General features: G+C 69.1%; 24 protein-coding genes, 3 tRNA genes and 1 pseudogene. 23 read left to right on the forward strand and 5 right to left on the reverse strand.

The features are described from left to right. Window positions 1-156: 156 nt before the first annotated feature. From R3I40_RS02240 to R3I40_RS02305, 14 genes are all read left to right on the forward strand, one after another. On the forward strand, window positions 157-429 hold the full coding sequence (locus tag R3I40_RS02240) for a hypothetical protein (RefSeq protein WP_239376005.1): 273 nt from the start codon (window positions 157-159) through the stop codon (window positions 427-429). Between the two features lie 34 nt (window positions 430-463). After that, window positions 464-790, forward strand: coding sequence for a hypothetical protein (locus tag R3I40_RS02245; RefSeq protein WP_183373587.1), 327 nt, complete (start codon window positions 464-466; stop codon window positions 788-790). Window positions 791-983: 193 nt separating this feature from the next. Continuing rightward, window positions 984-1065, forward strand: a tRNA-Tyr gene (locus tag R3I40_RS02250). A 95-nt stretch (window positions 1066-1160) separates the two neighbouring features. After that, a tRNA-Thr gene (locus R3I40_RS02255) sits at window positions 1161-1233 on the forward strand. A gap of 56 nt (window positions 1234-1289) precedes the next feature. Further along, window positions 1290-1366: transfer RNA gene (locus tag R3I40_RS02260), tRNA-Met, on the forward strand. Window positions 1367-1458: 92 nt separating this feature from the next. Next, complete coding sequence (gene rpmG / locus R3I40_RS02265) at window positions 1459-1629, forward strand: 50S ribosomal protein L33 (protein ID WP_183373588.1); 171 nt, start codon at window positions 1459-1461, stop codon at window positions 1627-1629. A gap of 187 nt (window positions 1630-1816) precedes the next feature. Next, complete coding sequence (locus tag R3I40_RS02270) at window positions 1817-2269, forward strand: FAS1-like dehydratase domain-containing protein (RefSeq protein ID WP_285262363.1); 453 nt, start codon at window positions 1817-1819, stop codon at window positions 2267-2269. A 1-nt stretch (window position 2270) separates the two neighbouring features. Then, a complete protein-coding gene (locus tag R3I40_RS02275) occupies window positions 2271-2759 on the forward strand; it encodes a MaoC/PaaZ C-terminal domain-containing protein (RefSeq protein WP_183373590.1) in 489 nt (162 codons plus the stop codon). Then, window positions 2756-3847 (forward strand): UDP-N-acetylmuramate dehydrogenase, encoded by a 1092-nt coding sequence (locus R3I40_RS02280; RefSeq protein WP_285262364.1) that lies wholly within the window; start codon window positions 2756-2758, stop codon window positions 3845-3847. The genes R3I40_RS02275 and R3I40_RS02280 overlap by 4 nt, the downstream gene beginning before the upstream one ends. Before the next feature lie 129 nt (window positions 3848-3976). After that, window positions 3977-5245, forward strand: a complete 1269-nt coding sequence (gene glyA / locus R3I40_RS02285; RefSeq protein ID WP_281368059.1) for a serine hydroxymethyltransferase — start codon at window positions 3977-3979, stop codon at window positions 5243-5245. 35 nt (window positions 5246-5280) lie between these two features. Beyond that, window positions 5281-6186: a bifunctional methylenetetrahydrofolate dehydrogenase/methenyltetrahydrofolate cyclohydrolase gene (locus tag R3I40_RS02290; protein WP_183373592.1), complete on the forward strand. Its 906-nt coding sequence runs from the start codon at window positions 5281-5283 to the stop codon at window positions 6184-6186. Further along, window positions 6183-6992, forward strand: a complete 810-nt coding sequence (locus R3I40_RS02295; protein ID WP_183373593.1) for an exodeoxyribonuclease III — start codon at window positions 6183-6185, stop codon at window positions 6990-6992. Before R3I40_RS02290 ends, R3I40_RS02295 begins: the two co-directional genes overlap by 4 nt. 220 nt (window positions 6993-7212) lie before the next feature. After that, complete coding sequence (locus R3I40_RS02300; protein ID WP_221187071.1) at window positions 7213-7845, forward strand: copper chaperone PCu(A)C; 633 nt, start codon at window positions 7213-7215, stop codon at window positions 7843-7845. Then, on the forward strand, window positions 7832-9118 hold the full coding sequence (locus tag R3I40_RS02305; RefSeq protein ID WP_285262365.1) for a Dyp-type peroxidase: 1287 nt from the start codon (window positions 7832-7834) through the stop codon (window positions 9116-9118). The genes R3I40_RS02300 and R3I40_RS02305 overlap by 14 nt, the downstream gene beginning before the upstream one ends. A gap of 166 nt (window positions 9119-9284) precedes the next feature. Here R3I40_RS02305 and R3I40_RS02310 read toward each other — a convergent pair whose 3' ends face one another. Together R3I40_RS02310 and sdhA are read right to left on the reverse strand one after the other, a co-directional pair. Then, entirely contained in the window at window positions 9285-10016 is a 732-nt protein-coding gene (locus R3I40_RS02310) for a succinate dehydrogenase iron-sulfur subunit (protein ID WP_285262378.1), read from the reverse strand. Between the two features lie 65 nt (window positions 10017-10081). Beyond that, entirely contained in the window at window positions 10082-11854 is a 1773-nt protein-coding gene (sdhA, locus tag R3I40_RS02315) for a succinate dehydrogenase flavoprotein subunit (protein WP_183373595.1), read from the reverse strand. A gap of 104 nt (window positions 11855-11958) precedes the next feature. Here sdhA and R3I40_RS11540 point away from each other — a divergent pair, with 104 nt between their 5' ends. Then, the gene (locus R3I40_RS11540; RefSeq protein WP_396349486.1) at window positions 11959-12024 is read left to right on the forward strand and encodes a hypothetical protein; all 66 of its coding nucleotides are present in this window, start codon (window positions 11959-11961) and stop codon (window positions 12022-12024) included. Between the two features lie 14 nt (window positions 12025-12038). On the opposite strand, the pseudogene R3I40_RS02320 reads toward R3I40_RS11540, so the two are convergent. Together R3I40_RS02320 and sdhC are read right to left on the reverse strand one after the other, a co-directional pair. Next, a pseudogene (locus tag R3I40_RS02320) lies at window positions 12039-12356 on the reverse strand (succinate dehydrogenase hydrophobic membrane anchor subunit); the annotation flags it as partial. Between the two features lie 2 nt (window positions 12357-12358). Continuing rightward, window positions 12359-12736: a succinate dehydrogenase, cytochrome b556 subunit gene (gene sdhC / locus R3I40_RS02325; RefSeq protein WP_239376010.1), complete on the reverse strand. Its 378-nt coding sequence runs from the start codon at window positions 12734-12736 to the stop codon at window positions 12359-12361. 179 nt (window positions 12737-12915) lie between these two features. On the opposite strand from sdhC, the gene R3I40_RS02330 reads away from it, so the two are divergent. From R3I40_RS02330 to R3I40_RS02365, 8 genes are all read left to right on the forward strand, one after another. Continuing rightward, on the forward strand, window positions 12916-14109 hold the full coding sequence (locus R3I40_RS02330) for a mannose-1-phosphate guanylyltransferase (protein ID WP_285262366.1): 1194 nt from the start codon (window positions 12916-12918) through the stop codon (window positions 14107-14109). 47 nt (window positions 14110-14156) lie between these two features. Next, window positions 14157-15422: an amidohydrolase gene (locus R3I40_RS02335; RefSeq protein ID WP_285262367.1), complete on the forward strand. Its 1266-nt coding sequence runs from the start codon at window positions 14157-14159 to the stop codon at window positions 15420-15422. A 131-nt stretch (window positions 15423-15553) separates the two neighbouring features. Further along, window positions 15554-16651: a BMP family lipoprotein gene (locus tag R3I40_RS02340; RefSeq protein ID WP_259923397.1), complete on the forward strand. Its 1098-nt coding sequence runs from the start codon at window positions 15554-15556 to the stop codon at window positions 16649-16651. Window positions 16652-16743: 92 nt separating this feature from the next. Beyond that, the gene (locus R3I40_RS02345; RefSeq protein WP_183373601.1) at window positions 16744-18315 is read left to right on the forward strand and encodes an ABC transporter ATP-binding protein; all 1572 of its coding nucleotides are present in this window, start codon (window positions 16744-16746) and stop codon (window positions 18313-18315) included. Further along, window positions 18312-19514, forward strand: a complete 1203-nt coding sequence (locus tag R3I40_RS02350) for an ABC transporter permease (RefSeq protein ID WP_285262368.1) — start codon at window positions 18312-18314, stop codon at window positions 19512-19514. Before R3I40_RS02345 ends, R3I40_RS02350 begins: the two co-directional genes overlap by 4 nt. Window position 19515: 1 nt before the next feature. Further along, window positions 19516-20874 (forward strand): ABC transporter permease, encoded by a 1359-nt coding sequence (locus tag R3I40_RS02355; protein ID WP_239376021.1) that lies wholly within the window; start codon window positions 19516-19518, stop codon window positions 20872-20874. 79 nt (window positions 20875-20953) lie between these two features. Then, the gene (locus R3I40_RS02360) at window positions 20954-21466 is read left to right on the forward strand and encodes a cytidine deaminase (RefSeq protein ID WP_239376023.1); all 513 of its coding nucleotides are present in this window, start codon (window positions 20954-20956) and stop codon (window positions 21464-21466) included. Further along, entirely contained in the window at window positions 21463-22752 is a 1290-nt protein-coding gene (locus R3I40_RS02365; RefSeq protein ID WP_285262369.1) for a thymidine phosphorylase, read from the forward strand. Before R3I40_RS02360 ends, R3I40_RS02365 begins: the two co-directional genes overlap by 4 nt. A 46-nt stretch (window positions 22753-22798) precedes the next feature. Here R3I40_RS02365 and R3I40_RS02370 read toward each other — a convergent pair whose 3' ends face one another. Continuing rightward, window positions 22799-23896 carry an NUDIX domain-containing protein gene (locus R3I40_RS02370; RefSeq protein WP_285262370.1) on the reverse strand — a complete coding sequence of 366 codons (1098 nt, stop codon included), beginning with the start codon at window positions 23894-23896 and terminating at the stop codon, window positions 22799-22801. Between the last annotated feature and the right edge of the window lie 23 nt (window positions 23897-23919).

Raw genomic sequence — 23919 nt, forward strand, 5'->3', positions numbered from 1 at the left:
CACCAGAGCAGCGGGGGTCTGCAGCCCCCGCCCCCACGCCTGGAGCAGGCGCACCATCACCCACACAATCCGGAACGGGCAGACCGGCACCGACACGGCCCGGAAGCAGCCCACACGACACAGCCGGGAGTGAACCCGGCGCGAAAGGACACAGCCATGACTGAATCCACCTTCAAAGGAATGAGCCCCGCCGCCGTCAAGAACAGCGGCCAGAGCCTCACCGATGCCGCACAGAGCATCGGTCAGGCCCTGGAATCCGCTATCGACGCGATGGAGGCGATCGAGTGGATCGGTGAGGACCGCGAACACTTCATCACCACGTACTGCGTCCCGCTCTCCGAGGAGCTCACGCTCGTCGAAGAGCTGCGCACCCTCGGCCAGCACCTCGTCACCGAGGCCGACCAGCAGCTCACCGCATCCGCCGCCTGAGCCGGAGACCCGCCACCAATCGAAGGAGAACACCATGAACGACTACATCGGCCTCGATCCCGCCTCTGTGAAGAAGGCGCTGGAGATCGTCGCGGACTGCATCCAGAAGATCAGCGGGTCCCACAACACCTGCAACCCGCTCATCCTCGCTCTGCCCTGGTGGGGCGATGACTGCGACGAGGCCCGCGTGATCTGGAAGGAGCTCAGCAGACGGATCGAGAACGTCTTGGAGCTCATCAGCCGTGCCCAACGTGCACTCGAAGAGCAGATGTCCGGGCAGGTAGAGGCCTCCCGCGCACTCTTCGGCGCGATGATCTCCGCCGGCGGCACCAACCGCACAGCGCTGCCCTCCGCTGCTTGAGCACAGTCGCCGCTGGACTGGGGCGGTCGGCCCACGAACTGCTGCTGACCGCCCCAGTCAGCGGCTACCAGCGCAGGCGCACTCCGTGAGCGGATCAGGTCACATTCCGCCTGGCGGGATTGGAAACCCCCGGTGAACTGTCGCTAGTATTGTTCGAGTCAGATCGGGTGAGTGATCGCCGGATCGGACCTCCGGCGGGTTTCCGGAGTGGCCAAACGGGGCTGACTGTAAATCAGCTGGCATCGCCTTCGGGGGTTCGAATCCCTCACCCGCCACGCAGGAGAGTCCACATCCCGCAGATGTGATCTCGTGCACCGGAGACTTCTTCGGTTTGTCTCTCACGAGCAAGCTTGATAAAGTTTCGCAGGTTGCCCTGATAGCTCAGAAGGTAGAGCGTCTCCATGGTAAGGAGAAGGTCACGGGTTCGATTCCCGTTCGGGGCTCTGAGAAGGATTCGGCCCGGCATCCCACGTGGTTGCCGGGCCGCTTTCCCGATCAAGCCGGGGTAGCTCAGCTGGTCAGAGCGCACGACTCATAATCGTGAGGTCGCGGGTTCGAGCCCCGCCCTCGGTACCACTTCCAGTCCGATGCTGGAGTGTTGACTTGTCTCCGGCTCGGAGGCACATCGAAACAGCGTATGCGAGTGCGCATGACGAAAAGAGGCAATCGTGGCGAGCAAGAGCTCTGACGTGCGTCCGAAGATCACCTTGGCGTGCGTAGAATGCAAGAACCGCAACTACATCACCAAGAAGAACCGTCGCAACACCCCGGACCGCCTCGAGCTCCAGAAGTTCTGCTCGACCTGCGGCCGCAGCACGGCTCACCGCGAGACCCGCTGATCTTCGGTCTGCGAGACCATAGAAAAAAGCCACCCGGCGCTACGGGTGGCTTTTTCTCTGCCCGAACCACGCGCGGCACCCGTCGGCCCCGCAGCCGACGCACCGCCTCCGTCCGCTCGGCCGGAACTCGCCGCCCAGGCCAGCGGACTAGAATCCTCGGCGGCACCGTACGCACAAGGAGGCTCACGTGACTCAGCCCAACCCCGACTACGCGGGCAGGCAGTACCCGCCCGGCGACGCCGCCGCCGTCACCGCTGACGCGATCCGCGCCTTCGCCACCGCCACCGGCGCCGCCAACGAACTGCACCACCGCACCGACGCCGCCCGCGCCGCCGGCTACCGCGACATCGTGGCCACCCCCACGTTCCTCGTGTCCCTCGCCCAGCAGGCCGAGGCCGCCTACATCAACGACCCCGACGCCGGCGTCGACTTCTCCCGCGTCGTCCACTCCGATGAGTCCTTCGACCTCGCCCGCCCCATCGTCGCCGGCGACGTCCTCACACCCCAGCTCACCGTGGAGTCCGTGAAGTCCGTCGGCCCCCACGCCATGATCAGCACCCGTGTCGACTTCACCGACGCCGACGGAGCCCACGCCGCCAGCGTCCGCTCCTCCCTCGTGGTGCGCGGAGAGGAGAACTGACATGACCGCCACCGTCCCCACCCCCGCCGGCATCACCGCGAACCACAAGGGCACCCAGGTCGCCAGCGCCACCATCACACTCACTCGTGACAGCCTCGTGCGCTACGCCGCCGCCTCCGGTGACTTCAACCCGATCCACTACAACGACGAGTTCGCGCGCAGCGTCGGCCTCGAATCCGTGATCGCCCACGGGATGCTCACCATGGGCTCCGTCCTCGCCCCCGTCTCCGACTGGGCAGGCGACCCGGGCCGCATCCTCCGCGCCGAAGCACGCTTCACCAAGCCCGTGCCCGTGCCCGCTCTCGGCTCCGTCGACGTCGAGGTCGTCGCCGTGATCGGCGCCGTGGACGAGGCGAAGCAGGAAGCCCGCATCGACCTCACCGTCACCAGCGGCGGCGCCCGCGTGCTCGGCAAGTCCCGCGCCGTCGTCCGCATCGGCGAGACGAACCCCGCCGACTCGTCCGGCGCCTCGATGGGGGACGCTGCATGAGGCTGAGCGACCTCACCACCCTGCGCATCGGGGGCGAGATCGACGAGGTCATCGACGCCCGCACTCCCGAGGAGATCATCGACGCGGTCCGCACCGCCGATGAGGCCGGGCAGCCCCTGCTCGTCCTCGGCGGCGGCTCCAACCTCGTCGCCTCCGACGCCCCCTTCCGCGGAACCGTCGTGCGCACCCTGCCGCCGGCCGAGCCGGCCCAGGTGCGGCCCATCATCATCACCACCGAGGACCGCGGTGACATCGACGGCCTCGTCATCACTCACGCCGCCGGCACCGTGTGGGACGACGCGGTCCGCCACGCCATCGAGCACGGCGCCTCCGGCACGGAAGCGCTCTCCGGCATCCCCGGCTCCGTCGGTGCCACCCCCATCCAGAACGTCGGCGCCTACGGCCAGGACGTCTCCGCCACCATCGCCGAGGTCGAGGTGTGGGACCGCCACGACGGCGCCCGACGGGTGCTGACGCCCCCCGAGCTCGCCTTCGGCTATCGCATGTCCGTGCTGAAGGCGACCCCGTACACGGGCGGGACGCCTTCGGCCACCAACCGCTGGGTGGTGCTGAGCGTCACCTTCCACCAGGAGAAGAGCGACCTGTCCGCACCGATCCGCTACCCGGAGCTCGCCAGCCGACTCGGCGTCGAGGTGGGGGAGCGGGCCCCGTCGGCCCAGGTGCGTGACGCAGTTCTCGAGATCCGCGGCAGCAAGGGCATGGTCCTGGACGAAGCCGACCACGACACCTGGAGCGCCGGCAGCTTCTTCACCAACCCGATCCTCACCGCTGAACAGGCGGCCGCGCTGCCCGACGGCGCCCCGCAGTTCCCCGCCGGAGACGGCCGCATCAAGAGCAGTGCCGCGTGGCTGATCAGTCACGCCGGCATCGACCGCGGCTTCACCCTCCAGGCCGATGGCGAGGTGCGCGCATCGGTCTCCACGAAGCATTCGCTGGCGCTCACCAACCGCGGCGGGGCGTCCAGCGAGGACATCCGTCTGCTCGCCCGCGAAGTCCAGCGGCGTGTGCAGGATCACTTCGGGATCGCGCTGGAGCCCGAACCCGTGAGACTCGGCCTGGATCTCTAGGGATCTGGGCGAAAGCGTCAGACTGACCTGGTAAGAAGAACCCTGGGCGGGCGTGCAGTGGCCCCCGCTCCCGTACTCCTTCCTCACCGCTGCTCGGCCGAGGATGTGTCCGTCCGTGAAGGAGAAGAAATGAACCTGATGAACAGCTCGATCTCTGAGCTCGATCCCGACATCGCGAAGGTCCTCGATCAGGAGCTCGGTCGCCAGCGCGACATGCTCGAAATGATCGCCAGTGAGAACTTCGTTCCGCGCGCAGTCCTGCAGGCGCAGGGCTCCGTCCTCACCAACAAGTACGCCGAGGGCTACCCCGGCAAGCGCTACTACGGCGGCTGCGAGTACGTGGACGTCGCAGAGAACCTCGCCATTGAGCGCGTCAAGCAGCTGTTCGGTGCTGAGCACGCCAACGTGCAGCCGCACTCCGGCGCCTCCGCGAACGCTGCCGTGATGCACGCACTCGCCGAAGCCGGCGACACCATGATGGGTCTGTCGCTCGCCCATGGCGGTCACCTGACCCACGGCATGAAGATCAACTTCTCCGGCAAGCTCTACAACGTCGTCGCCTACGAGACGGAGCCGGACACCGGCCGCATCGACATGGACAAGGTCCGCAAGCTCGCGCTGGAGACCCGCCCGCAGGTCATCGTGGCCGGCTGGTCGGCCTACCCGCGCCAGCTCGAGTTCGATGCCTTCCGCTCCATCGCCGACGAGGTCGGCGCGAAGCTCTGGGTCGACATGGCTCACTTCGCCGGTCTCGTGGCCGCGGGCCTGCACCCCAGCCCCATCGACTACGCCGACGTCGTGTCCTCCACGGTCCACAAGACCCTGGCGGGCCCCCGCTCCGGACTGATCATGTCGAAGGCGGAACTCGCCCGCAAGGTCGACTCAGCCGTGTTCCCGGGCCAGCAGGGCGGCCCGCTCATGCACGTCATCGCCGCCAAGGCCGTGGCGTTCAAGGTCGCCCAGTCCGCGGAGTTCAAGGAGCGCCAGCAGCGCACCCTCGAGGGCGCCCAGATCATCGCTGATCGCCTCATGGAGAAGGACGCCGCGGATGCCGGCATCAAGCTCCTCTCCGGCGGCACTGACGTCCACCTCGTGCTGGTCGACCTCGTCAACTCGAAGATCGACGGCCAGCAGGCGGAGGACATCCTCCACGAGGTCGGCATCACCGTGAACCGCAACTCCGTGCCCAACGATCCGCGCCCGCCGCGGGTCACCTCGGGTCTGCGCGTGGGCACCCCCGCCCTCGCCACCCGCGGCTTCGGCGCCGAGGAGTTCACCGAGGTCGCCGATGTCATCGCCGAGGCCCTCAAGGGCGACGCGGACCTGGAGAAGCTGCGTGCGCGCACCCGCGCCCTCGCCGACTCCAAGCCGCTGTACGCCGGCCTCGAGCAGTACTGATACCCCAGCTCTTCCGACAGAAGGAGAAGACGCACATGACCGCACAGGTCCTCGACGGCCGCACCACGGCCAAGACCATGAAGCAGGAGCTCAAGGAGCGCGTGGAGAAGATCATCTCCGAGGGCGCCGTGAAGCCCGGCCTCGCCACCGTTCTGGTGGGCGCGGACCCCGCCTCCGAGATCTACGTTGCGGGCAAGCACCGCGACTCCGAGGAGATCGGGATCAACTCGATCCGCAAGGACCTCCCGGAGGACATCTCGCAGGAGGACCTCTTCAAGGTCCTCGATGAGCTCAACAGCGACGAGTCCTGCACCGGCTACATCGTCCAGCTGCCGCTGCCGAAGCACATCGACACCGACGCCGTGCTCGAGTACATCGACCCGCAGAAGGACGCCGACGGCCTGCACCCCATCAACCTGGGCCGCCTCGTGCTGAACGTCAACAATCCGATCAATACCCCGCTGCCCTGCACCCCGCGCGCAGCGATCGAGCTCGCTCAGCGCCACGGCATCGACTTCAACGGCAAGCACGTGGTCGTGGTCGGCCGCGGCGTCACCGTGGGCCGCCCGATCGGCTCCCTGCTGACCCGCCGCGAGTTCAACGCCACCGTGACCCTCTGCCACACCGGCACGAAGAACCTGCCGGAGCTCATCAAGCAGGCCGACGTGGTCGTGGGCGCCGCCGGCGCACCGCACCTGATCAAGCCGGAGCACATCAAGGAGGGCGCTGTCCTCCTGGATGTGGGCGTGTCCCGCACGAAGGACCCGGAGACCGGCAAGTCCAAGATCCAGGGCGACTTCGCCCCGGGCTGCGAGGAGAAGGCCTCCTGGTACTCCCCGAACCCGGGCGGTGTGGGCCCGATGACCCGCGCCCTGCTCATGGCGAACGTGGTGGAGTCCGCTGAGCGCGCATGGGAGAAGAAGAAGGCCGCTGACAAGTGACCTTCACCGTCGCAACCGTCAACGTCAACGGGATCCGCGCCGCGGTGCGCAAAGGCATGCACGACTGGATCGAGCAGGCCGCACCGGACGTGATCACCCTGCAGGAGGTGCGGGCTCCTGACGAGCTCGTCGCCCCGCTGATCGGTGAGGGCTGGAACGTCGTCCACGCGGAAGCGGCCGCCAAGGGCCGCGCCGGTGTGGCGATCTGCTCCCGCCACCCGTTCCTGGACACTCGCCTCGGCATCGGCGTGGAGTACTACGCCACGGCCGGCCGGTGGGTGGAGGCGGACATCACCTCCCCGTTCAACGACGATGCGGTTCTGACCATCATCTCCGCGTACGTCCACACCGGCAACGCCGAGGACGAACAGAAGATGAGCGACAAGTACGGCTTCATGGACGCCATGGTGGAGCGCATCGGGCTGCTGCGGGAGGCGGGCAACCACGTCCTGCTCACCGGCGACCTGAACGTGGCGCACACCGAGCGCGACATCAAGAACTGGAAGGGCAACCTGAAGAAGGCGGGCTTCCTCCCCACGGAGAGGGCCTACTACGACAGGATGTTCGACCAGCTCGACTGGGTGGACATCGGCCGCACGCACGCGGGCGATGTCCCCGGGCCGTACACCTGGTGGTCCAACCGGGGAAAGGCGTTCGACAACGACGCCGGCTGGCGCATCGACTACCAGATCGCCTCCCGGGACCTCGCGGGCCGCGCGGTGGACTGCCGCGTGGACCGCGCCCCCTCGTACGACACGCGGTGGAGCGACCACGCACCACTGGTCGTCGACTATCGAACGGACTGAGGAAGCCCCGACTGCCCACCCGGCGGCGCCCGGAGGGCAGCCACCTCGGCATCGACAGCGGCCGACGGGACCGTGTGAACGCACGGATCCGTCGGCCGCTCCGCTGTCTCCAGGGTGGGGACCTTGGTCCTCCCGGCCGGGATTCGGGACGGATAGGGTGGCGTGCGCCCGGCCCCGTACTGCCGCGCGGCCGTCCCGATCTGCGAAGGAACCCGCTCTGATGCGCATGCGCTCTCGTCGTCTTGCCCTGTCCCGCCGCGCCGCTGCCGCCGGCGTCGCCACCGCTGCCCTCGCCGCCCTCGTCGCCTGCTCCAGCGGTGCCGACGGAGCCTCCGGAAGCGCCGGCTCGGACACCTCCAGCACCCCCGCGGTCGTCTCCGACGGCGGCGGCTCCGACCAGGGCGGTACCGACAAGGGCGCCACGGCCACCAGCGCGGATCTCACCGTGCACGACGCCTGGGGCAAGGCCGCCGACGACGGCATGACCGGCGTGTTCGCCGAGATCACCAACAACGGGCCGAAGGCCATCACCATCACGGGCGGCTCCTCCGAGGCGGCGCACATGGTGCAGCTGCACGGCACCGAAGGCAACGCCAAGGGCGGGATGACGATGAAGGAGAAGGAAGGCGGGTTCACCATCGAACCGGGCGCCTCCCTCACTCTGGAGCCCGGCGGCGACCACATCATGCTGATGGACCTGACCGGCCCGCTGAAGCCCGGTGACGAGGTCGCGATCGACCTGGAGCTCGCCGATGGGAGCACCCTCGAACTGACCGCACAGATCCGCGACTTCGCCGGAGCACAGGAGGACTACGCGCCCGGCCACGGGGGTGCATCCGATGGCGGCCACTGACCAGGCCAGCCCCGCTGAGCCGAACTCGGCTGAGCCGGCCCCCGCGCAGTCGGGGACCTCGCGACGGCGACTGCTGACCGGCGGCGCACTCACTGCAGCGGGCCTGACAGTCGGCGGCGCGCTCGGCGCATCCACCGCCTCCGGTCTCCTCACCAGGAACCGCGGAGCCGAGTCCGCCCAGCAGGAGAGCCCCGCCCCGTTCGGGGAGGAGAGGACCGCCTTCTACGGCACCCACCAGGCCGGCATCACGGAAGCCCCCGCCGCCCACGCCGCGTTCATCGCGTTCACCCTGAAGAAGGACACGGACCGGGACGCGCTCGCCCGGATGATGCGCATCGTCACCGACGACGCATCCCGCCTCACCGACGGCCGGGCCCCGCTGACGGATGTGGAGCCCGAGCTGGCGGCGGACCCGTCGGCCCTCACGATCACGGTCGGCTTCGGTCCGGGGTTCGTGGAGCGCGCCGGCGGCGCCGCCCCCGCCTGGTTGAAGCCGCTGCCCGCGTTCGAGATCGACCAGCTGCAGGACGAGTTCTCCGGCGGGGACCTGCTGATCCTCGTCGCCTCCGACGACCCCGTCGCGCTGTCGCATGCGCAGCGGGCCATGCTGAAGTCTGTGCGGCCGTTCGCCGACCTCGCCTGGGTCCAGCGCGGTTTCCGCAGCGCCCGCGGCGCGCACGACGACGGCCGCACGCAGCGCAACCTGTTCGGGCAGGTGGACGGCACGGTGAACCCGCATCCCGATGAGGATGCGTTCGATGACCTGATCTGGGTGAAGGACGGCTCGTGGATGAACGGCGGCACGTCGCTCGTGCTGCGCCGCATTGCCATGAACATGGAGACGTGGGATGAGGTGGACCGACCCAGTCGCGAATTCTCCATCGGGCGCCGCCTCGACACCGGCGCACCCCTGACGGGCACAAAGGAGCATGACGCCCCGGACTACCACGCGAAGACAGCGACCGGGATGCCCGTCATCGACGACTTCTCCCACATGCGCCGTGCCACGTCACGCAGCGCGCGGGAGCGGATCCTGCGCCGCCCCTACAACTACGACGATGCGCCCCTGCCGGGGGCGGAGTCCGGATCGAACACGGGACTGCTGTTCGCGTCGTACCAGGCGGATGTGCTCGAGCAGTTCCTGCCTATTCAGCAGCGCCTCGCCGAGGGGGACCTGCTGAACACGTGGACCACGCCGATCGGGTCGGCCGTGTTCGCGATCCCGCCGGGGTGCGCGGCCGACGGGTTCATCGGCGAGACGCTGCTGTCCTGACGGCCGCGGCCCGGCCGCGGAGGGCAGGGCGGACCGGATCCATGGCGGGCTCAGGTCCAGCCCACCCGCAGACGCAGCAGCGCCCGCCCACATGCTCCATGGGGGAGTGGTGGGCGGGCGCTGCTGTCGTGTGATCCGGCAGGATGGTCCGGCCGGGGCGCGGCCGTCAGATGCGGCCGTTGATCATCGCCTGCTTGACCTCGGCGATCGCCTTGGTCACCTGGATGCCGCGGGGGCAGGCCTCGGTGCAGTTGAAAGTGGTGCGGCAGCGCCACACGCCTTCGCGGTCGTTGAGGATCTCCAGGCGCTGCTCACCGGCGTCATCGCGGGAGTCGAAGATGAAGCGGTGCGCGTTCACAATCGCAGCGGGACCGAAGTACTGGCCGTCGGTCCAGAACACGGGGCAGGACGAGGTGCACGCGGCGCACAGGATGCACTTGGTGGTGTCGTCGAACCGTTCGCGCTCCTCAGCGGACTGCAGGCGCTCGCGGGACGGCTCCTGCCCCTGCGCCACCAGGAAGGGCATGACTTCGCGGTAGGAGTCGAAGAACGGCTCCATGTCCACGATCAGGTCCTTCTCCACCGGCAGGCCCTTGATCGGCTCCACCGTGATGGGCTTGTTGAGGTTCAGGTCCTTCAGCAGGGTCTTGCAGGCCAGGCGGTTGCGGCCGTTGATGCGCATCGCATCGGAGCCGCACACGCCGTGCGCGCAGGAGCGGCGGAACGTGAGCGAGCCGTCGATCTCCCACTTGATCTTGTGCAGCGCATCGAGGATGCGGTCCGTGCCGTACATGGTGACGGTGTGCTCGTCCCAGTAGTGGCCGCGTTCAGTGTCCGGGTCGAAGCGGGCGATCTTCAGGGTGACCTGGAAGGTGGGGATCTCCTGGTCGCCGCTCATGCGCGGCTTCTCCTGACGGCCCTCGGGCGCGCCGGATGCGGTGGTGTCAGCAGCAGCGGAAGACATCAGAACGTGCGCTCCTTCGGCTCGTAACGGGTGATGACGACGTCCTTCTTGCCCAGGCGGATGTCGGTGCCCTCCTCACCGGTGCCGTCCGCGGTGCGGTAGGCCATGGTGTGGTGCAGGAAGTTGACGTCATCGCGCTTCTGGTAGTCCTCACGGAAGTGACCACCGCGGGACTCCTTGCGCTCCAGGGCGCCCAGGGCGACGACCTCGGCGAGGTCGAGCAGGAAGCCGAGCTCCACACCCTCGAGCAGGTCGAGGTTGTAGCGGGTGCCCTTGTCGTCCACGGACACGGCGGCGTAGCGCTCCTTGAGCTTCTTGATCTCGGCGAGCGCGTGACGGCAGGTCTCGTCGGTGCGGTACACCTGCACGTGGGCGTCCATGACCTCCTGGAGGTCGCGGCGGATCGCCGCGATGCGGTCCGGGTTCGCCGGGCGGTTCTTCAGCTCCTCGAGCAGCTGGACGGTCGGCGCCTCAGCGTTCTCGGCGACCTCCGCGAAGTCCACCTCGTGGGCGTGCTCGGCGGCGTAGATGCCGGCGCGGCGGCCGAACACGTTGATGTCCAGCAGCGAGTTCGTGCCGAGTCGGTTCGCCCCGTGCACGGACACGCACGCCACCTCGCCGGCGGCGTACAGGCCCGGCACCACGTCCTTCTCGTTGCGCAGCACCTCACCGCGGATGTTGGTGGGGATGCCGCCCATCGCGTAGTGGGCGGTGGGGAACACGGGGATCGGCTCCGTGTACGGCTCCACGTTCAGGTAGGTGCGGGCGAACTCGGTGATGTCCGGCAGCTTCGCGTCGATGTGCGCGGGCTCCAGGTGGGTGAGGTCCAGCAGCACGTAGTCGCGGTTCGGGCCGCAGCCGCGGCCCTCGCGCACCTCGTTCGCCATGGCGCGGGCCACCACGTCACGCGGGGCGAGGTCCTTCAGCGTGGGGGCGTAGCGCTCCATGAAGCGCTCGTTCTCGCTGTTGCGCAGGATGCCGCCCTCGCCGCGGGCGGCTTCGGACAGCAGGATGCCGAGGCCGGCGAGGCCGGTCGGGTGGAACTGGAAGAACTCCATGTCCTCCAGCGGCAGGCCGCGCCGCAGCACCATCGCGGGGCCGTCACCGGTGAGGGTGTGGGCGTTGGAGGTGGTCTTGAACATCTTGCCGAAGCCGCCGGAGGCGAAGACGACGGACTTCGCCTGGAACACGTGGATCTCGCCGGTGGCGAGCTCGTACGCCACCACGCCGGCGGCGCGGACGTCCTCGTCGGTGCGGGGGTCGCCGGACAGCAGCACGTCCAGAACGTAGAACTCGTTGTAGAACGAGACCTCCTGCTTGACGCAGTTCTGGTAGAGGGTCTGCAGGATCATGTGGCCCGTGCGGTCCGCTGCGTAGCAGGAGCGGCGCACCGGCGCCTCACCGTGCTCGCGGGTGTGGCCGCCGAAGCGGCGCTGGTCGATGCGGCCCTCCGGGGTGCGGTTGAACGGGAGGCCCATCTTCTCGAGGTCGAGGACGGCGTCGATCGCCTCCTTCGCCATCACCTCAGCGGCGTCCTGGTCCACCAGGTAGTCGCCGCCCTTGACCGTGTCGTAGGTGTGCCACTCCCAGTTGTCCTCTTCGACGTTCGCCAGGGCGGCGCACATGCCGCCCTGGGCCGCGCCCGTGTGGGAGCGGGTGGGGTACAGCTTGGTCAGCACAGCGGTGCGGGCGCGCGTGGAGGACTCCAGCGCAGCGCGCATGCCGGCGCCGCCGGCGCCGACTATCACCACGTCGTACTTGTGGGTCTGCATGAATACGGTTCTTTCCTCGCGTTGAGTGGGGGAGTGCTCAGGCCTGGCAGTACTTCGCCATGGTCTGGGAGTCGACGCCCGGCAGGCACGGGTCGAAGGTGAAGATGACCAGGGTGCCGAGCAGGATGATGACGACGGTGACGGCGGCCAGCAGGTACTTCAGGCCCTGACGCAGGCGCGGGCGCTCCACGTAGTCGCTGATGATGGTGCGCACGCCGTTGGCGCCGTGGATCATGCCGAGCCACAGCATCAGCAGGTCCCAGACCTGCCAGAACGGGTTGGCCCACTTGCCGGCCACGAAGCCGAAGTCGATCGCTTTGACGCCTTCGCCGAGCCACAGGTTCACGAACAGGTGGCCGATGACCAGGAAGACGAGGACGAGGCCGGACAGGCGCATGAACAGCCATGACATCATCTCGAGGTTCGGGCCGGACCGGCCGGTGCGGCGGTAGCGCGAACGCGAGTAGCGGGTGCTCGGCTGGGGGATGGAAGTCGAGGTCATGATCAGCCTCCGAACATGTGCATGAGGTGGCGGGGGACGAAGGCGAGCATCATCAGTGCCCAGACGATGACCACGCCCCAGAACAGTGCGCGTTGCTTCGCCGGTCCCTTGGACCAGAAGTCGACTGCGATGATGCGCAGGCCGTTGAGCGCATGGAACAGGACGGCGCCGACCAGGCCCATCTCGCCGAGGCCGAAGACCACCGTCTTGTAGTGGCCGATGACCACGTTGTAGGCCTCAGGGGAGACGGTCACCAGTGCCGTATCGAGCACATGGACGATGAGGAACAGGAACAGAAGCATGCCGGAGATGCGATGGGCAACCCAGGACCACATGCCTTCGCGTCCGCGGTACAGCGTCCCGGACTTGGCATTCGCCACGGGGACCTCCATTGGTTCGTGAGGGGTTTTGGCTTTATCACACTAGCACTGGAGAACACAGGGCGAACGCCCAACGCCCGCTGGACATCGAGGCGTGTCGACTGTCCTGTCCGGGCGAGCGAACACCGCTCACCGACTCTTCGGTCGGTCACCTGGTTGCGGCTCGGTACTGTGGGGGCATGTGCGCAAGCTCCGTCTTCATCCCGATCGTCCCCGCCGGCGGGTCCGGCACCCGTCTGTGGCCCCTGTCCCGCCGCAGCGAACCGAAGTTCCTGCTGGACCTGACCGGCACGGGCTCGTCCCTGCTGCAGCAGACCCTTCGCCGCCTCGAGCCCATTGCGGACCACCCACCGATCATCGTCACCGGTGCTGTTCACCGCGACGCCGTCACCACCCAGGCCCAAGCCGTGGCCGCGGGGGCGGACCGCCGCGCCCGCATCCTCGCCGAACCGAGCCCGAAGAACTCCATGCCGGCGATCGCCTGGGCCGCTGCGGTCGCCGAACGCATCGATGAGGACGCCGTCATCGGCTCCTTCGCCGCCGACCACCTGATCCACGACGTCGACGGCTTCACCGCGACCATCCGCGCCGCCCACCGCGCCGCCGAACTCGGCCACCTCGTCACCATCGGCATCGAACCGACCTACCCGGCCACGGGCTTCGGGTACATCCAGGAGGCCGACGGAACCCCCGAACAGCTCGGGGCTGCGGGCGCCCGCGCGGTTGCCCGCTTCGTGGAGAAGCCGGACGCCGAGACCGCCCAGTCCTTCCTCGCCGCCGGGGGCTTCACCTGGAACGCCGGCATGTTCGTTGCCCGCGCCTCGCTGATCCTGCACTGGCTGGACCGGCTGCTGCCGCAGGTGGCGGACGCTGCGCGGCAGCTGGCCCGCCTGGGCCAGGAGCACGTCGGCCCCGAGGAGATCGACCGGATCTGGCAGGGGATGACCTCCATCGCGATCGACCACGCGCTCGCGGAGCCGCTCGCCGCGGAGGGAGCGGTGGCGATGGTGCCGGCCCGATTCGACTGGGACGACGTCGGCGACTTCCACGCGCTCAGCCGTCAGCTGCGCAGCGCCCGGCCGGCCGCCCAGCAGGGGCACGACGACGCCACGCCGGCCGGCTCAGCCGTACAGCAGGGGAGCGGGGGAGCCGGCAGTGACGTGGTCGCGCTCGGGGACGCCCCCGTCATCGCCGACGCCTCCCGCGCCAGCATCTACTCCCGCACCGGCCGCCCCGTCGCCGTCGTCGGCCTGGAGGACATCACCGTGGTCGACACCGAGGACGTCCTCCTCGTCCTCGCCGACGACCACGCGCAGAGCCTCTCCGGCCTCGTCGCGAACCTCGAGGAGCATGGGCAGGGGCATCTGCGCTGACCACCGGGAGCACGAACACGACCGACATGAACGGAAAGGGGCAAGGGGTGACACCGTCGCCGACGCCTGAGAACGAGCAGAACCGCACCGCCGGACCCGAGGCTGCCCGCCACCAAGCCGTCGTCGGAGAGGGCGGCATCATCGACCGCATCATCGACTCCCGCATCGACGACCTCATCGCGGTGCGCCGACGCCTCCACGCCGACCCCGAGCTCAGCCACCAGGAGTTCCGGACCACCGCCCTGATCGCCGCCGAGCTGCGCGACCTCGGCCTCGAACCCAGCCTCACCAAGCAGACCGGCCTGTTCTGCGACATCCGCGGCACCGATGACTCCCTGCGCCCCGTCGCGCTGCGCGCCGACATGGACGCCCTCGGCATCCCCGATCTGAAGAAGGTGGAGTACCGCTCCCGCAACGACGGCGTCTCCCACGCCTGCGGGCACGACGTCCACATGACCTGCGTCCTCGGCGCCGCCATGGCGCTGCGCGCCGTCCAGGCCGCGGGTCACCTGAAGCGGACGGTGCGGCTCGTGTTCCAGCCGTCCGAGGAGAGCCCCACCCCGCCGGGTGCGCTGCAGATGGTGAAGCAGGGCGTGGTGGACGGCATCGATTCCATCTACGCCCTCCACTGCGATCCCAGCTTCGACGTGGGCCGCATCGGCATGCGCACCGGCCCCATCACCTCCGCCGCCGACCCGATCTCCATCGAACTGCGCGGCGCCGGCGGCCACACCTCCCGGCCCCACAACACCCAGGACCTCATCTGCGCCATGGGGCTGGTCGCGACCCAGCTGCCGGCGATGCTGACCCGGCGCCTCGATCCCCGCAGCGGCGTCAACCTCACCTGGGGCTCCATCCACGCCGGCAGCACCTTCAACGCGATCCCCTCCTCGGGGCAGATGCAGGGCACGCTGCGCTGCCTGGACCGCGACGCCTGGGACAGCGCCTCCACCCTCCTGGAAGAACTGCTCATCATGCTGGTGCGGCCCCTCGGGGTGGAGGCGAGCGTGCACCACACCCGCGGCATCCCGCCGGTCACCAACGACGCCCGCTGCGTGCGCCTCATGGAGCGCACCGCCGCCGGTCAGTTCGGTCCGGAGAGCGTGGAGGCGGCGCCGCAGTCCCTCGGGGGTGAGGACTTCGCCTGGTATCTCGGGAAGGTGCCAGGGGCGCTGGGCCGCCTCGGCACCCGCACTCCCGGCGGCCGCACCTATGACCTCCACATGGGGGACCTCGTGATCGACGAGCGCGCCATCCGCTGCGGCGCCGGGTTCCTCGCGGCCCTGTGCGTGCAGCGCGACCAGAAGCGCTGACCGGGGTCGCCGCCGCGGTGGGACCTCTGGGTTCTGCAAACCCTCTCAGGCGGGGTAGGTTATTGCCAGCGCCTGGCATCGGAGCCCGGCCCCGACCCCTGACCCGACCCCCGTGTCGTTGGAGGATCCCCATGAAGTCAACGGCAGCCCGCGCAGCGGCCATCCTCGGAGCCGGAGCGCTCCTTCTCAGCGCCTGTGGCGCACCACCCGAAGAGCAGAAGGGCGCCGGTGGCGACAGCAGCGCCCCCAAGGACTACAAGGCCTGCATGGTCTCCGACCAGGGCGGCTTCGACGACAAGTCCTTCAACGAGTCCGGCCACGACGGCCTCGTTGCCATCAAGGACCAGACCGGTGCGGAGATCCAGACCGCCGAGTCCTCCTCCCCGGCTGACTTCCAGCCGAACCTGCAGAACATGGTCAACCAGGGCTGCACCCTGACCTACACGGTCGGCTTCCTCCTGGCCGGCTCCACCGCCACCGCGGCGAAGGCGAATCCCGATGCGCACTACGCCATCATCGACTCCCCGGCTCTTGACTCCGACGGCAACCCGATCGAAGTCGAGAACGTCAAGCCGATCCTCTTCGACACCGCCCAGGCCTCCTACCTGGCCGGCTACCTCGCCGCCGGCATGTCAGAGACCGGCGTGGTCGCCACCTACGGCGGTATGAAGATCCCGTCGGTCACCATCTTCATGGACGGCTTCGTGGACGGCGTCGCCAAGTACAACGAGGTCCACGGCACCGACGTCAAGGTGCTCGGCTGGAACAAGGACAAGCAGGACGGCTCCTTCTCCGGCGACTTCGAGGATCAGACCAAGGGCAAGACCCTGACCGAAGGCTTCATCAGCCAGAAGGCCGACATCATCATGCCGGTCGCGGGCCCCGTCGGCGCCGGCACCCTCGCCGCCGCGAAGGAGCACGACGGCACCAAGGTGATCTGGGTGGACGCCGACGGCGTCAAGACGAACCCGGACTCCAAGGAGGTCATCCTCACCTCCGTGATGAAGGGCATCGCCCCCGCTGTTGAGGACGTCGCCGCTGCCGACATGGCCGGCTATTTCTCCAACGAGCCGTACGTGGGCACCCTGGAGAACGAGGGCGTGTCGCTGGCCCCCTTCTACGACTTCGACTCCAAGGTCCCCGCGGACCTGAAGAAGGAGATCGACTCGCTGAAGCAGGACATCATCGACGGCAAGGTCACGGTCGACTCCCCGTCCTCCCCGAAGTGATCCCCTGATCATCACCATCACCGGCCGACGGGTTCTTCGGGACCCGTCGGCCTTCTGACCGCCGACGACGGCCGCGCAAGGAGCAGGAGACCGTGAAACTCGAACTGCAGGGCATCACGAAGCGTTTTGGTTCGTTCACCGCCAACGACAGCATCGACCTGGTGGTCGAACCCGGGGAGATCCACTCCCTGCTCGGCGAGAACGGCGCCGGAAAATCCACCCTGATGAACGTTCTGTACGGGCTGTACCAGCCCGACGGCGGTCGCATCCTGCTCGACGGGAAGCCCGTCAGCTTCAGCGGCCCCGGCGACGCCATGGCCGCCGGCATCGGCATGGTCCACCAGCACTTCATGCTGGTGCCCGTGTTCACCGTCGCGGAGAACGTCGCACTGGGCCACGAGCCCACGAAGGGCCCCATGCTGGACATGGCGACCGCCCGCGCGAAGGTGCGGGAGATCTCCGAACGGTTCGGCTTCGACATCAACCCCGACTCCGTGGTCGAGGACCTCCCCGTCGGTGCGCAGCAGCGTGTGGAGATCATCAAAGCGCTGTCCCGCCGCGCCGAGGTCCTCGTGCTCGATGAGCCCACCGCGGTGCTCACCCCGCAGGAGACCGACGAGCTCATGCAGATCATGAAGCAGCTGCGGGACGAGGGCACCTCCATCGTGTTCATCACCCACAAGCTGCGCGAAGTGCGCGCCGTCGCCGACCGCATCACCGTGATCCGCCGCGGCAGGATCGTCGGCACCGCCGACCCGTCCGCGGAGCAGTCCGAACTGGCGAACCTGATGGTGGGCCGCAGCGTCGCCCTCCAGTTCGACAAGGAGGAGGCGCCGACGGGGGAGACCGCCGTCAGTGTGCGCGACCTCACCGTGGTGGACGACGCCGGGCTGCGCACCGTCGACAACGTCTCCTTCGACGTCCGCGAAGGGGAGATCCTCGGCATCGCCGGAGTGCAGGGCAACGGCCAGACTGAGCTCACCGAAGCGATCATGGGCCTGCAGAAGAACGTGTGGGGCTCCATCCGCCTCGGCAGCACCGAACTGGTGGGCCGCTCCACCAAGCAGGTGCTGGACGCCGGGGTCGGGTTCGTCCCCGAGGACCGCACGCACGACGCCCTCATCAGCTCCTTCAGCGTCGCCGAGAACCTCGTGCTCGACCAGCACAACCGCCGCCCCTTCGGCTCCGCCCTCTCCCTGCGGCTGCCGCGCATCCGCAAGCACGCCCAGGAGCAGGTCGAGGAGTTCGACATCCGCACCTCCGGCACGGACTCACCCGTCGGCTCCCTGTCCGGCGGCAACCAGCAGAAGGTCGTGATGTCGCGCGCGCTCAGCCGCGACCTCTCCCTGTTCATCGCCGCCCAGCCCACCCGCGGCGTGGACGTCGGCTCCATCGAGTTCCTGCACCGCCGCATCATCGCGGCCCGCAGCGAAGGAACCCCCGTCATCATCGTCTCCACGGAGCTCGACGAGATCAGCCAGCTGTCCGACCGCATCGCGGTCATGTACCGCGGCCGCATCCTCGGCATCGTGCCCGGAGACGAATCCCGCGAAGTGCTCGGCCTGATGATGGCCGGCTACACCGCTGAAGCGGCCCGCGCCGAAGTCGCCTCCGGCAGCACCCTCGCCAACGAAGAACTCGCCGCCGAAGGAGACATCGCGTGAGCGCCCCCACTGCTGAGAACGAGAACACCCCCACGCTCGCCGCCCGCATCGGGCGCAGCGAGATCCCCGTGGTGATCATGGCGTTCGTGTTCGCGTTCCTGATCAGCGCCGTGCTGATCCTCATCTCCAACGAGGACGTCCGCCAGTCCGCCACGTACCTGTTCGCCCGCCCCTCCGACTTCTTCCGCGCCTCGTGGGACGCCATCGTCTCCGCGTACGACGCGCTCTTCCGCGGCGCCGTGTACGACTACAGGGCGAGGACCTCCACCCAGGCGTGGAACCGCCTCATCGAAACCCTCACGGTCGCGACCCCGCTGATCATCGCCGCGCTCGGCATGGCGGTCGGCTTCCGCGCCGGCCTGTTCAACATCGGCGGCACCGGCCAGCTGATCGTCGGCTCCGCAGCCGCCGCCTGGGTGGGCTTCGGCCTGTCCCTGCCCCCGGTGATCCACCTGATCGCGGCGCTGGCCGCCGGCATCGCCGCCGGTGGGCTCTGGGGCGGCATCGCCGGCTTCCTCAAAGCCCGCTTCGACGCCAACGAAGTGATCACCACGATCATGCTGAACTGGATCGCGGTGAACCTGCTCGCCTGGCTCCTCACCACGGCCGCGTTCCGCGCACCCAACGTGCTCACCCCGCAGTCCCCGCAGGTGAAGGCCACCGCGATGCTGCCGCGCCTGCTCGGCGACCAGTTCCGCCTCCACCTCGGCTTCGTCATCATGCTGCTGGCGGCCCTGTTCCTGTGGTGGCTGATGTCCCGCTCCACCCTCGGCTTCCGCTTCCGCGCGGTCGGCGAGAACCCCCGCGCCGCACAGGTCGCCGGCATCAGCGTGGGCACCTCCAGCTTCCTCGTGATGCTGATCGCCGGTGGCCTCGTCGGCCTCGGCGGCGCCGTCAACGTGCTCGGCACCGAACACTCCCTCAACGACGGCATCGCCGGCAGCATCGGCTTCGACGCCATCACCGTGGCGCTGCTCGGACGCTCCGGACCCGTCGGCATCATCCTGGCCGGCATCCTGTTCGCCGGGCTGTCCACCGGCGGCCGCTACATGGAGGGCCAGGGCGTGCCCATCGACCTCGTCGCCGTCATCCAGGCGCTCGTGGTGCTGTTCATCGCAGCCCCGCCGCTGGTGCGCCGCATGTCCGGCCTGAACCTGCTGACCCGTCCCCGCCGCACCGCGGCCACCAAGGAGGCCTGAGATGAACTCGACCGCAGTCAGCCGCGCCCCCATCACCACCGGGGACTCCGAGGTCCGCCTCACCGAAGCCAAGGGCCGCCTGCCCGGCTGGTGGAAGATGCCGGCCGCCCTCACATTCTTCGCCCTGGTGTCCCTGCTGGTGTTCGGCATCGGCGGAGTCCGCGGCCAGGACTCCCACTTCACCATCGCGCACGACTCCATGTTCACCTCCATGGGCATCCCCACGGAGATCACGGTGCCGTCGGTGCCCACCGCGATCGTGCTGTCGATGGTGCTGCTGGCCCTCGCCGGCTTCGCCTGGTTCATGCAGGCCACCAACCGCACCTGGCCGCGCTTCGCGAAGCCCGCGCTGCTGGTCGGCTTCGGTGTGCTGTTCGCCGTCGCGTTCCTCGTGTGGACCGTCGCAGCCCAGTCCCTGAACATCGAGTTCCTGCTGAAGGCCACCCTCGGACTCGCCGTGCCGCTGGTGTTCGGCGCCCTGTCCGGTGTGCTGTCCGAACGCGCCGGCGTCATCAACATCGCGATCGAGGGCCAGCTGCTGTTCGGTGCCTTCGGCGCCGCCGTGGTCGGCTCCATGACGGGCAGCCCCTGGATCGGCATGCTCGCCGCCCCGCTCGTCGCGCTCGTGATGGGTGCACTGCTGGCACTGTTCGCAGTCGGATACCACGTGCAGCAGATCATCGTCGGCGTGGTGCTGAACGTCCTGGCGGTCGGCCTGACCAGCTTCTTCTACGGGGCGGTGCTGAAGCCGCAGGCCGAGCGGTACAACGTGCCGCTGCGCCTGCCCGAGCTGCGGATCCCCGTGCTGGCGGACATCCCCCTGATCGGCCCGATGCTGTTCAGCCAGAACATCCTCGTGTACCTCATGTGGGTCATCGTCGCAGTCTGCACCGTCGCCCTTTTCCGCACCCGGTGGGGGCTGCGGGTCCGCAGCGTCGGTGAGCATCCGCAGGCGGCGGACACCGTCGGCATCAACGTGGCCCGCACCCGCTGGTCGAACGTGCTGCTCGGCTCCGCGATCGCCGGTCTCGGCGGTGCCACTCTCACGGTCGGCACCAATGTGGCGTTCACGCAGGAGATCTCCGCCGGCAAGGGATACATTGCGCTCGCGGCGATGATCCTGGGCCGCTACCACCCGGTGGGCGCGGCGATGGCGGCGCTGTTCTTCGCGTTCGCGACCGCCCTGCAGCAGAACCTCGGCATCCTCTCCTCCTCGCCGCTGCCGGCGGGCGTGGAGAAGTTCACGGTGCCCTCGGAGTTCCTGAACATGCTCCCGTACATCGTGACGCTGCTGGCCGTGGCCGGTTTCGTGGGCCGCGTGCGCGTCCCCGCCGCCGACGGCAAGCCCTACATCAAGTGACCGCCACCCGGTCATCGTGACCGCTCGAGCGGGCGCCGGCACCCTCAGCGCCCGCACCGCTGCCGAACGGAGTCAACGCATGGACACCCCCACCCCGGCGGGACCGACGGAGCCGACGGAGACGACAGGGCCGACGGCGCAGACCGCAGGGTTCGACGCCCTGCTGGATTCCGCTCGCGACGTCGCTCAGCGCGCCTACGCCCCCTACTCGGGCTTCAGGGTGGGCGCGGCGGGGCTCGCCGACGACGGGCGCACCGTCACCGGATGCAACGTGGAGAACGCCGGCTACGGCGTGACGCTCTGCGCGGAATGCGGACTGGTCTCCGAGCTCATCGCCGGTGGCGGCGGGAAGCTGGAGAAGTTCGTATGCGTCAACGGCGATGGGGCGGTCATCATGCCGTGCGGCCGCTGCCGCCAGCTGCTCGCCGAGCATGCGTCGCCGCAGTTCCGGATCCTCACCCCGCTGGGGGAGCGCACCCTCGATGCGGTGCTGCCGCAGGCGTTCGGCCCCGCCGACCTCGACGACCCCGCCGCCGCCGACCCTGCTGGCCCCGCCGCCGCGGAGCGCCGCACCGAAGGAGACCCCTCATGACCGAACAGTTCGACGCCGTCGACATCATCCGCGCCAAGCGCTTCGGCGGAACCCTCACCCCCGAGCAGATCGCCTGGACCATCGACGCCTATGCCCGCGGCCACATGGCCGATTCGCAGATGGCGTCGCTGGCGATGGCGATCTGCCTGCAGGGGATGGACCGTGCTGAGATCGCCCACTGGACCCGCGCCATGATCGACTCGGGCGAGACCATGAGCTTCGAGGGCCTCGGCGCCCCCACCACGGACAAGCACTCCACCGGCGGCGTGGGCGACAAGATCACGCTGCCTCTCGCGCCCCTGGTCGCCAGCTTCGGCGCCGCCGTGCCGCAGCTGTCCGGCCGCGGCCTCGGCCACACCGGCGGCACACTCGACAAGCTCGAATCCATTCCCGGCTGGCGCGCCGACCTCACCAACGAGGAGTTCTTCGCTCAGCTGCGCGAGGTCGGTGCCGTGATCTGCGCCGCCGGTTCCGGGCTCGCCCCCGCCGACAAGCGCCTGTACGCGCTGCGGGACGTCACCGGCACCGTCGACTCGATCCCGCTGATCGCCTCCTCGATCATGTCGAAGAAGATCGCGGAGGGCACCGCCGCCCTCACCCTCGATGTGAAGACCGGTGCCGGTGCGTTCATGCGTGATGAGGCGGACGCGCGCGAACTCGCCCGCACCATGGTGGACCTCGGCACGGACGCCGGCGTGCGGACCGTGGCGCTGCTGACGGACATGTCCGCCCCGCTCGGCCTCACCGCCGGCAACGCCATCGAGGTGGAGGAGAGCCTGGAGGTTCTGCAGGGCGGCGGTCCTGCGGACGTCGTGGAGCTGACCGTTGCGCTCGCCCGCGAGATGCTCGCCGCCGCCGGAAAGAGCGACGTCGATGTGGAGGCTGCGCTGCAGGACGGCCGCGCGATGGACACGTGGCGCGCCATGATCACCGCCCAGGGCGGGGACGTGGACGCCCCGCTGCCGCAGGCGGCGGAGTTCACCGATGTAGTGGCGGAGGCCGACGGGGTCATCACCGATATCGACTCGCTGAAGGTGGGGGTGGCGGCGTGGCGCCTCGGCGCGGGTCGCTCCACCCCGGGCGCCCCCGTGCAGCACGAGGCCGGTGTGCGGCTGATGCGCACCCTCGGTCAGCGGGTGACGAAGGGCGAGGTCATCGCCCGGATGCAGACGAACACGCCGGAGAAGTTCAGCCGCGCCGAGGAAGCGATCGCGGGCGCCTTCACGATCGATGCGGGGGCCGAGGAGTTCCCGCTGCCCAGCCGCATCCTCGACCGCATCGCCTGAGGGCGGGAACCGGCCGGCGAGTCAGCGGCGGGACCCGGCCGGCGAGTCAGCGCAGGCGCTCGCGCAGGGCAGGGAGGATGAACTCCCGCATCAGCGGGGCGATCGGGACGTCGTCCGACGGGTTCTCGATGTCGATCCAGCGGGCCTCTTCGAGCTCCGCGCGGATCGCCATGTCCGTAGGGTTGTGCACCTGCGGAGCGAGGAACACCGTCCCCTCCAGGGCATGCCCCGCTTCGTTGGCCGCCATGGTGCGGTGCGAGCCCAGTTCCACCAGCTGGTGCGGGGCGAGCGAGATGTTCAGTTCCTCCTTCACTTCCCGCACCGCTGCCTGAACAGCGGTCTCACCCGGCTCCGGTTTGCCGCCGGGCTGCATGAAGCGGTCCGTGCCCTTCTTGCGGACGCTGAAGAGGCGCCACTGACCGTTCGGCACACCGGGCCCCGGGGGAGTGAAGTGCGTGAAGCACACCGCGGACACGGTGATCACCGGCGGCTCGGCCACCTGCTCGGTCCGGCCCGCGCGCTCCGTCTGAGCGTCGGCGGCGGTCAACAGCGCCCGCACCCGGGCGAGCGCGTCCCGAAAGCCGAGGGGCCGCAGCCCCTTGCTCGCCCAGGTCGCCACATCGGTCTTCTGGGACCGGGCGAGGCCGACGGCGCGGCGCATGATCGTCGGCAGCGGTTTGCGGCGCTCCCGCACATCGCGCGCCACCCGCAGGCCCGTCACGAGGGCGGTGGGGCGGTCGAGGACGATCCCGTCGGCCAGCAGACCGAGCCTCTGCAGCGGCTCCACGAGTTCCGCGGCGAAGACGCCCTCGGCCAGCACGATCGGGAAGCCGGCGGCGCGGATGGTCTGCGTGCCGGTGCGGGCACTGCGGGGAATGGAGTAGGTGGGGATCCGGACCGAGTCCTCGTGGCAGAGCGCGATCAGTGCCTGGAGGGCGTCGTCGCCCTTCCAGGAGGCGGGGTGGTCCCAGTCCACGATGCCGAAGCGCTGCGGCAGGCCCGGCTCGTCGCCGTCGCAGTAGAAGTCGTCCAGCTGGACCAGGGGGATGCCGGCGAGGGCGCCGAGGCGGCCCTTGCCGCTGCCGGAGGGGCCCGCGAGCAGGACGATGCGGCGGACCGCGGCAGCTGGGGGCTCAGTGTTCACGATGCACCAGTGTAGGCGCGTGC

Source organism: Helcobacillus massiliensis, assembly GCF_033106145.1.
In the GTDB taxonomy this organism is placed as follows: Bacteria; Actinomycetota; Actinomycetes; order Actinomycetales; family Dermabacteraceae; genus Helcobacillus; species Helcobacillus massiliensis.

Bases quoted from the DNA above. Each gene is read 5' to 3' on its own strand.
- R3I40_RS02240 (WP_239376005.1), top strand. From the start codon at position 157: ATGACTGAATCCACCTTCAAAGGAATGAGCCCCGCCGCCGTCAAGAAC.
- R3I40_RS02245 (WP_183373587.1), top strand. From the start codon at position 464: ATGAACGACTACATCGGCCTCGATCCCGCCTCTGTGAAGAAGGCGCTG.
- R3I40_RS02275 (WP_183373590.1), top strand. From the start codon at position 2,271: ATGACCGCCACCGTCCCCACCCCCGCCGGCATCACCGCGAACCACAAG.
- R3I40_RS02280 (WP_285262364.1), top strand. From the start codon at position 2,756: ATGAGGCTGAGCGACCTCACCACCCTGCGCATCGGGGGCGAGATCGAC.
- glyA (WP_281368059.1), top strand. From the start codon at position 3,977: ATGAACCTGATGAACAGCTCGATCTCTGAGCTCGATCCCGACATCGCG.
- R3I40_RS02290 (WP_183373592.1), top strand. From the start codon at position 5,281: ATGACCGCACAGGTCCTCGACGGCCGCACCACGGCCAAGACCATGAAG.
- R3I40_RS02300 (WP_221187071.1), top strand. From the start codon at position 7,213: ATGCGCATGCGCTCTCGTCGTCTTGCCCTGTCCCGCCGCGCCGCTGCC.
- R3I40_RS02305 (WP_285262365.1), top strand. From the start codon at position 7,832: ATGGCGGCCACTGACCAGGCCAGCCCCGCTGAGCCGAACTCGGCTGAG.
- R3I40_RS02310 (WP_285262378.1), bottom strand. From the start codon at position 10,016: ATGAGCGGCGACCAGGAGATCCCCACCTTCCAGGTCACCCTGAAGATC.
- sdhA (WP_183373595.1), bottom strand. From the start codon at position 11,854: ATGCAGACCCACAAGTACGACGTGGTGATAGTCGGCGCCGGCGGCGCC.
- R3I40_RS02330 (WP_285262366.1), top strand. From the start codon at position 12,916: ATGTGCGCAAGCTCCGTCTTCATCCCGATCGTCCCCGCCGGCGGGTCC.
- R3I40_RS02340 (WP_259923397.1), top strand. From the start codon at position 15,554: ATGAAGTCAACGGCAGCCCGCGCAGCGGCCATCCTCGGAGCCGGAGCG.
- R3I40_RS02355 (WP_239376021.1), top strand. From the start codon at position 19,516: ATGAACTCGACCGCAGTCAGCCGCGCCCCCATCACCACCGGGGACTCC.
- R3I40_RS02360 (WP_239376023.1), top strand. From the start codon at position 20,954: ATGGACACCCCCACCCCGGCGGGACCGACGGAGCCGACGGAGACGACA.
- R3I40_RS02365 (WP_285262369.1), top strand. From the start codon at position 21,463: ATGACCGAACAGTTCGACGCCGTCGACATCATCCGCGCCAAGCGCTTC.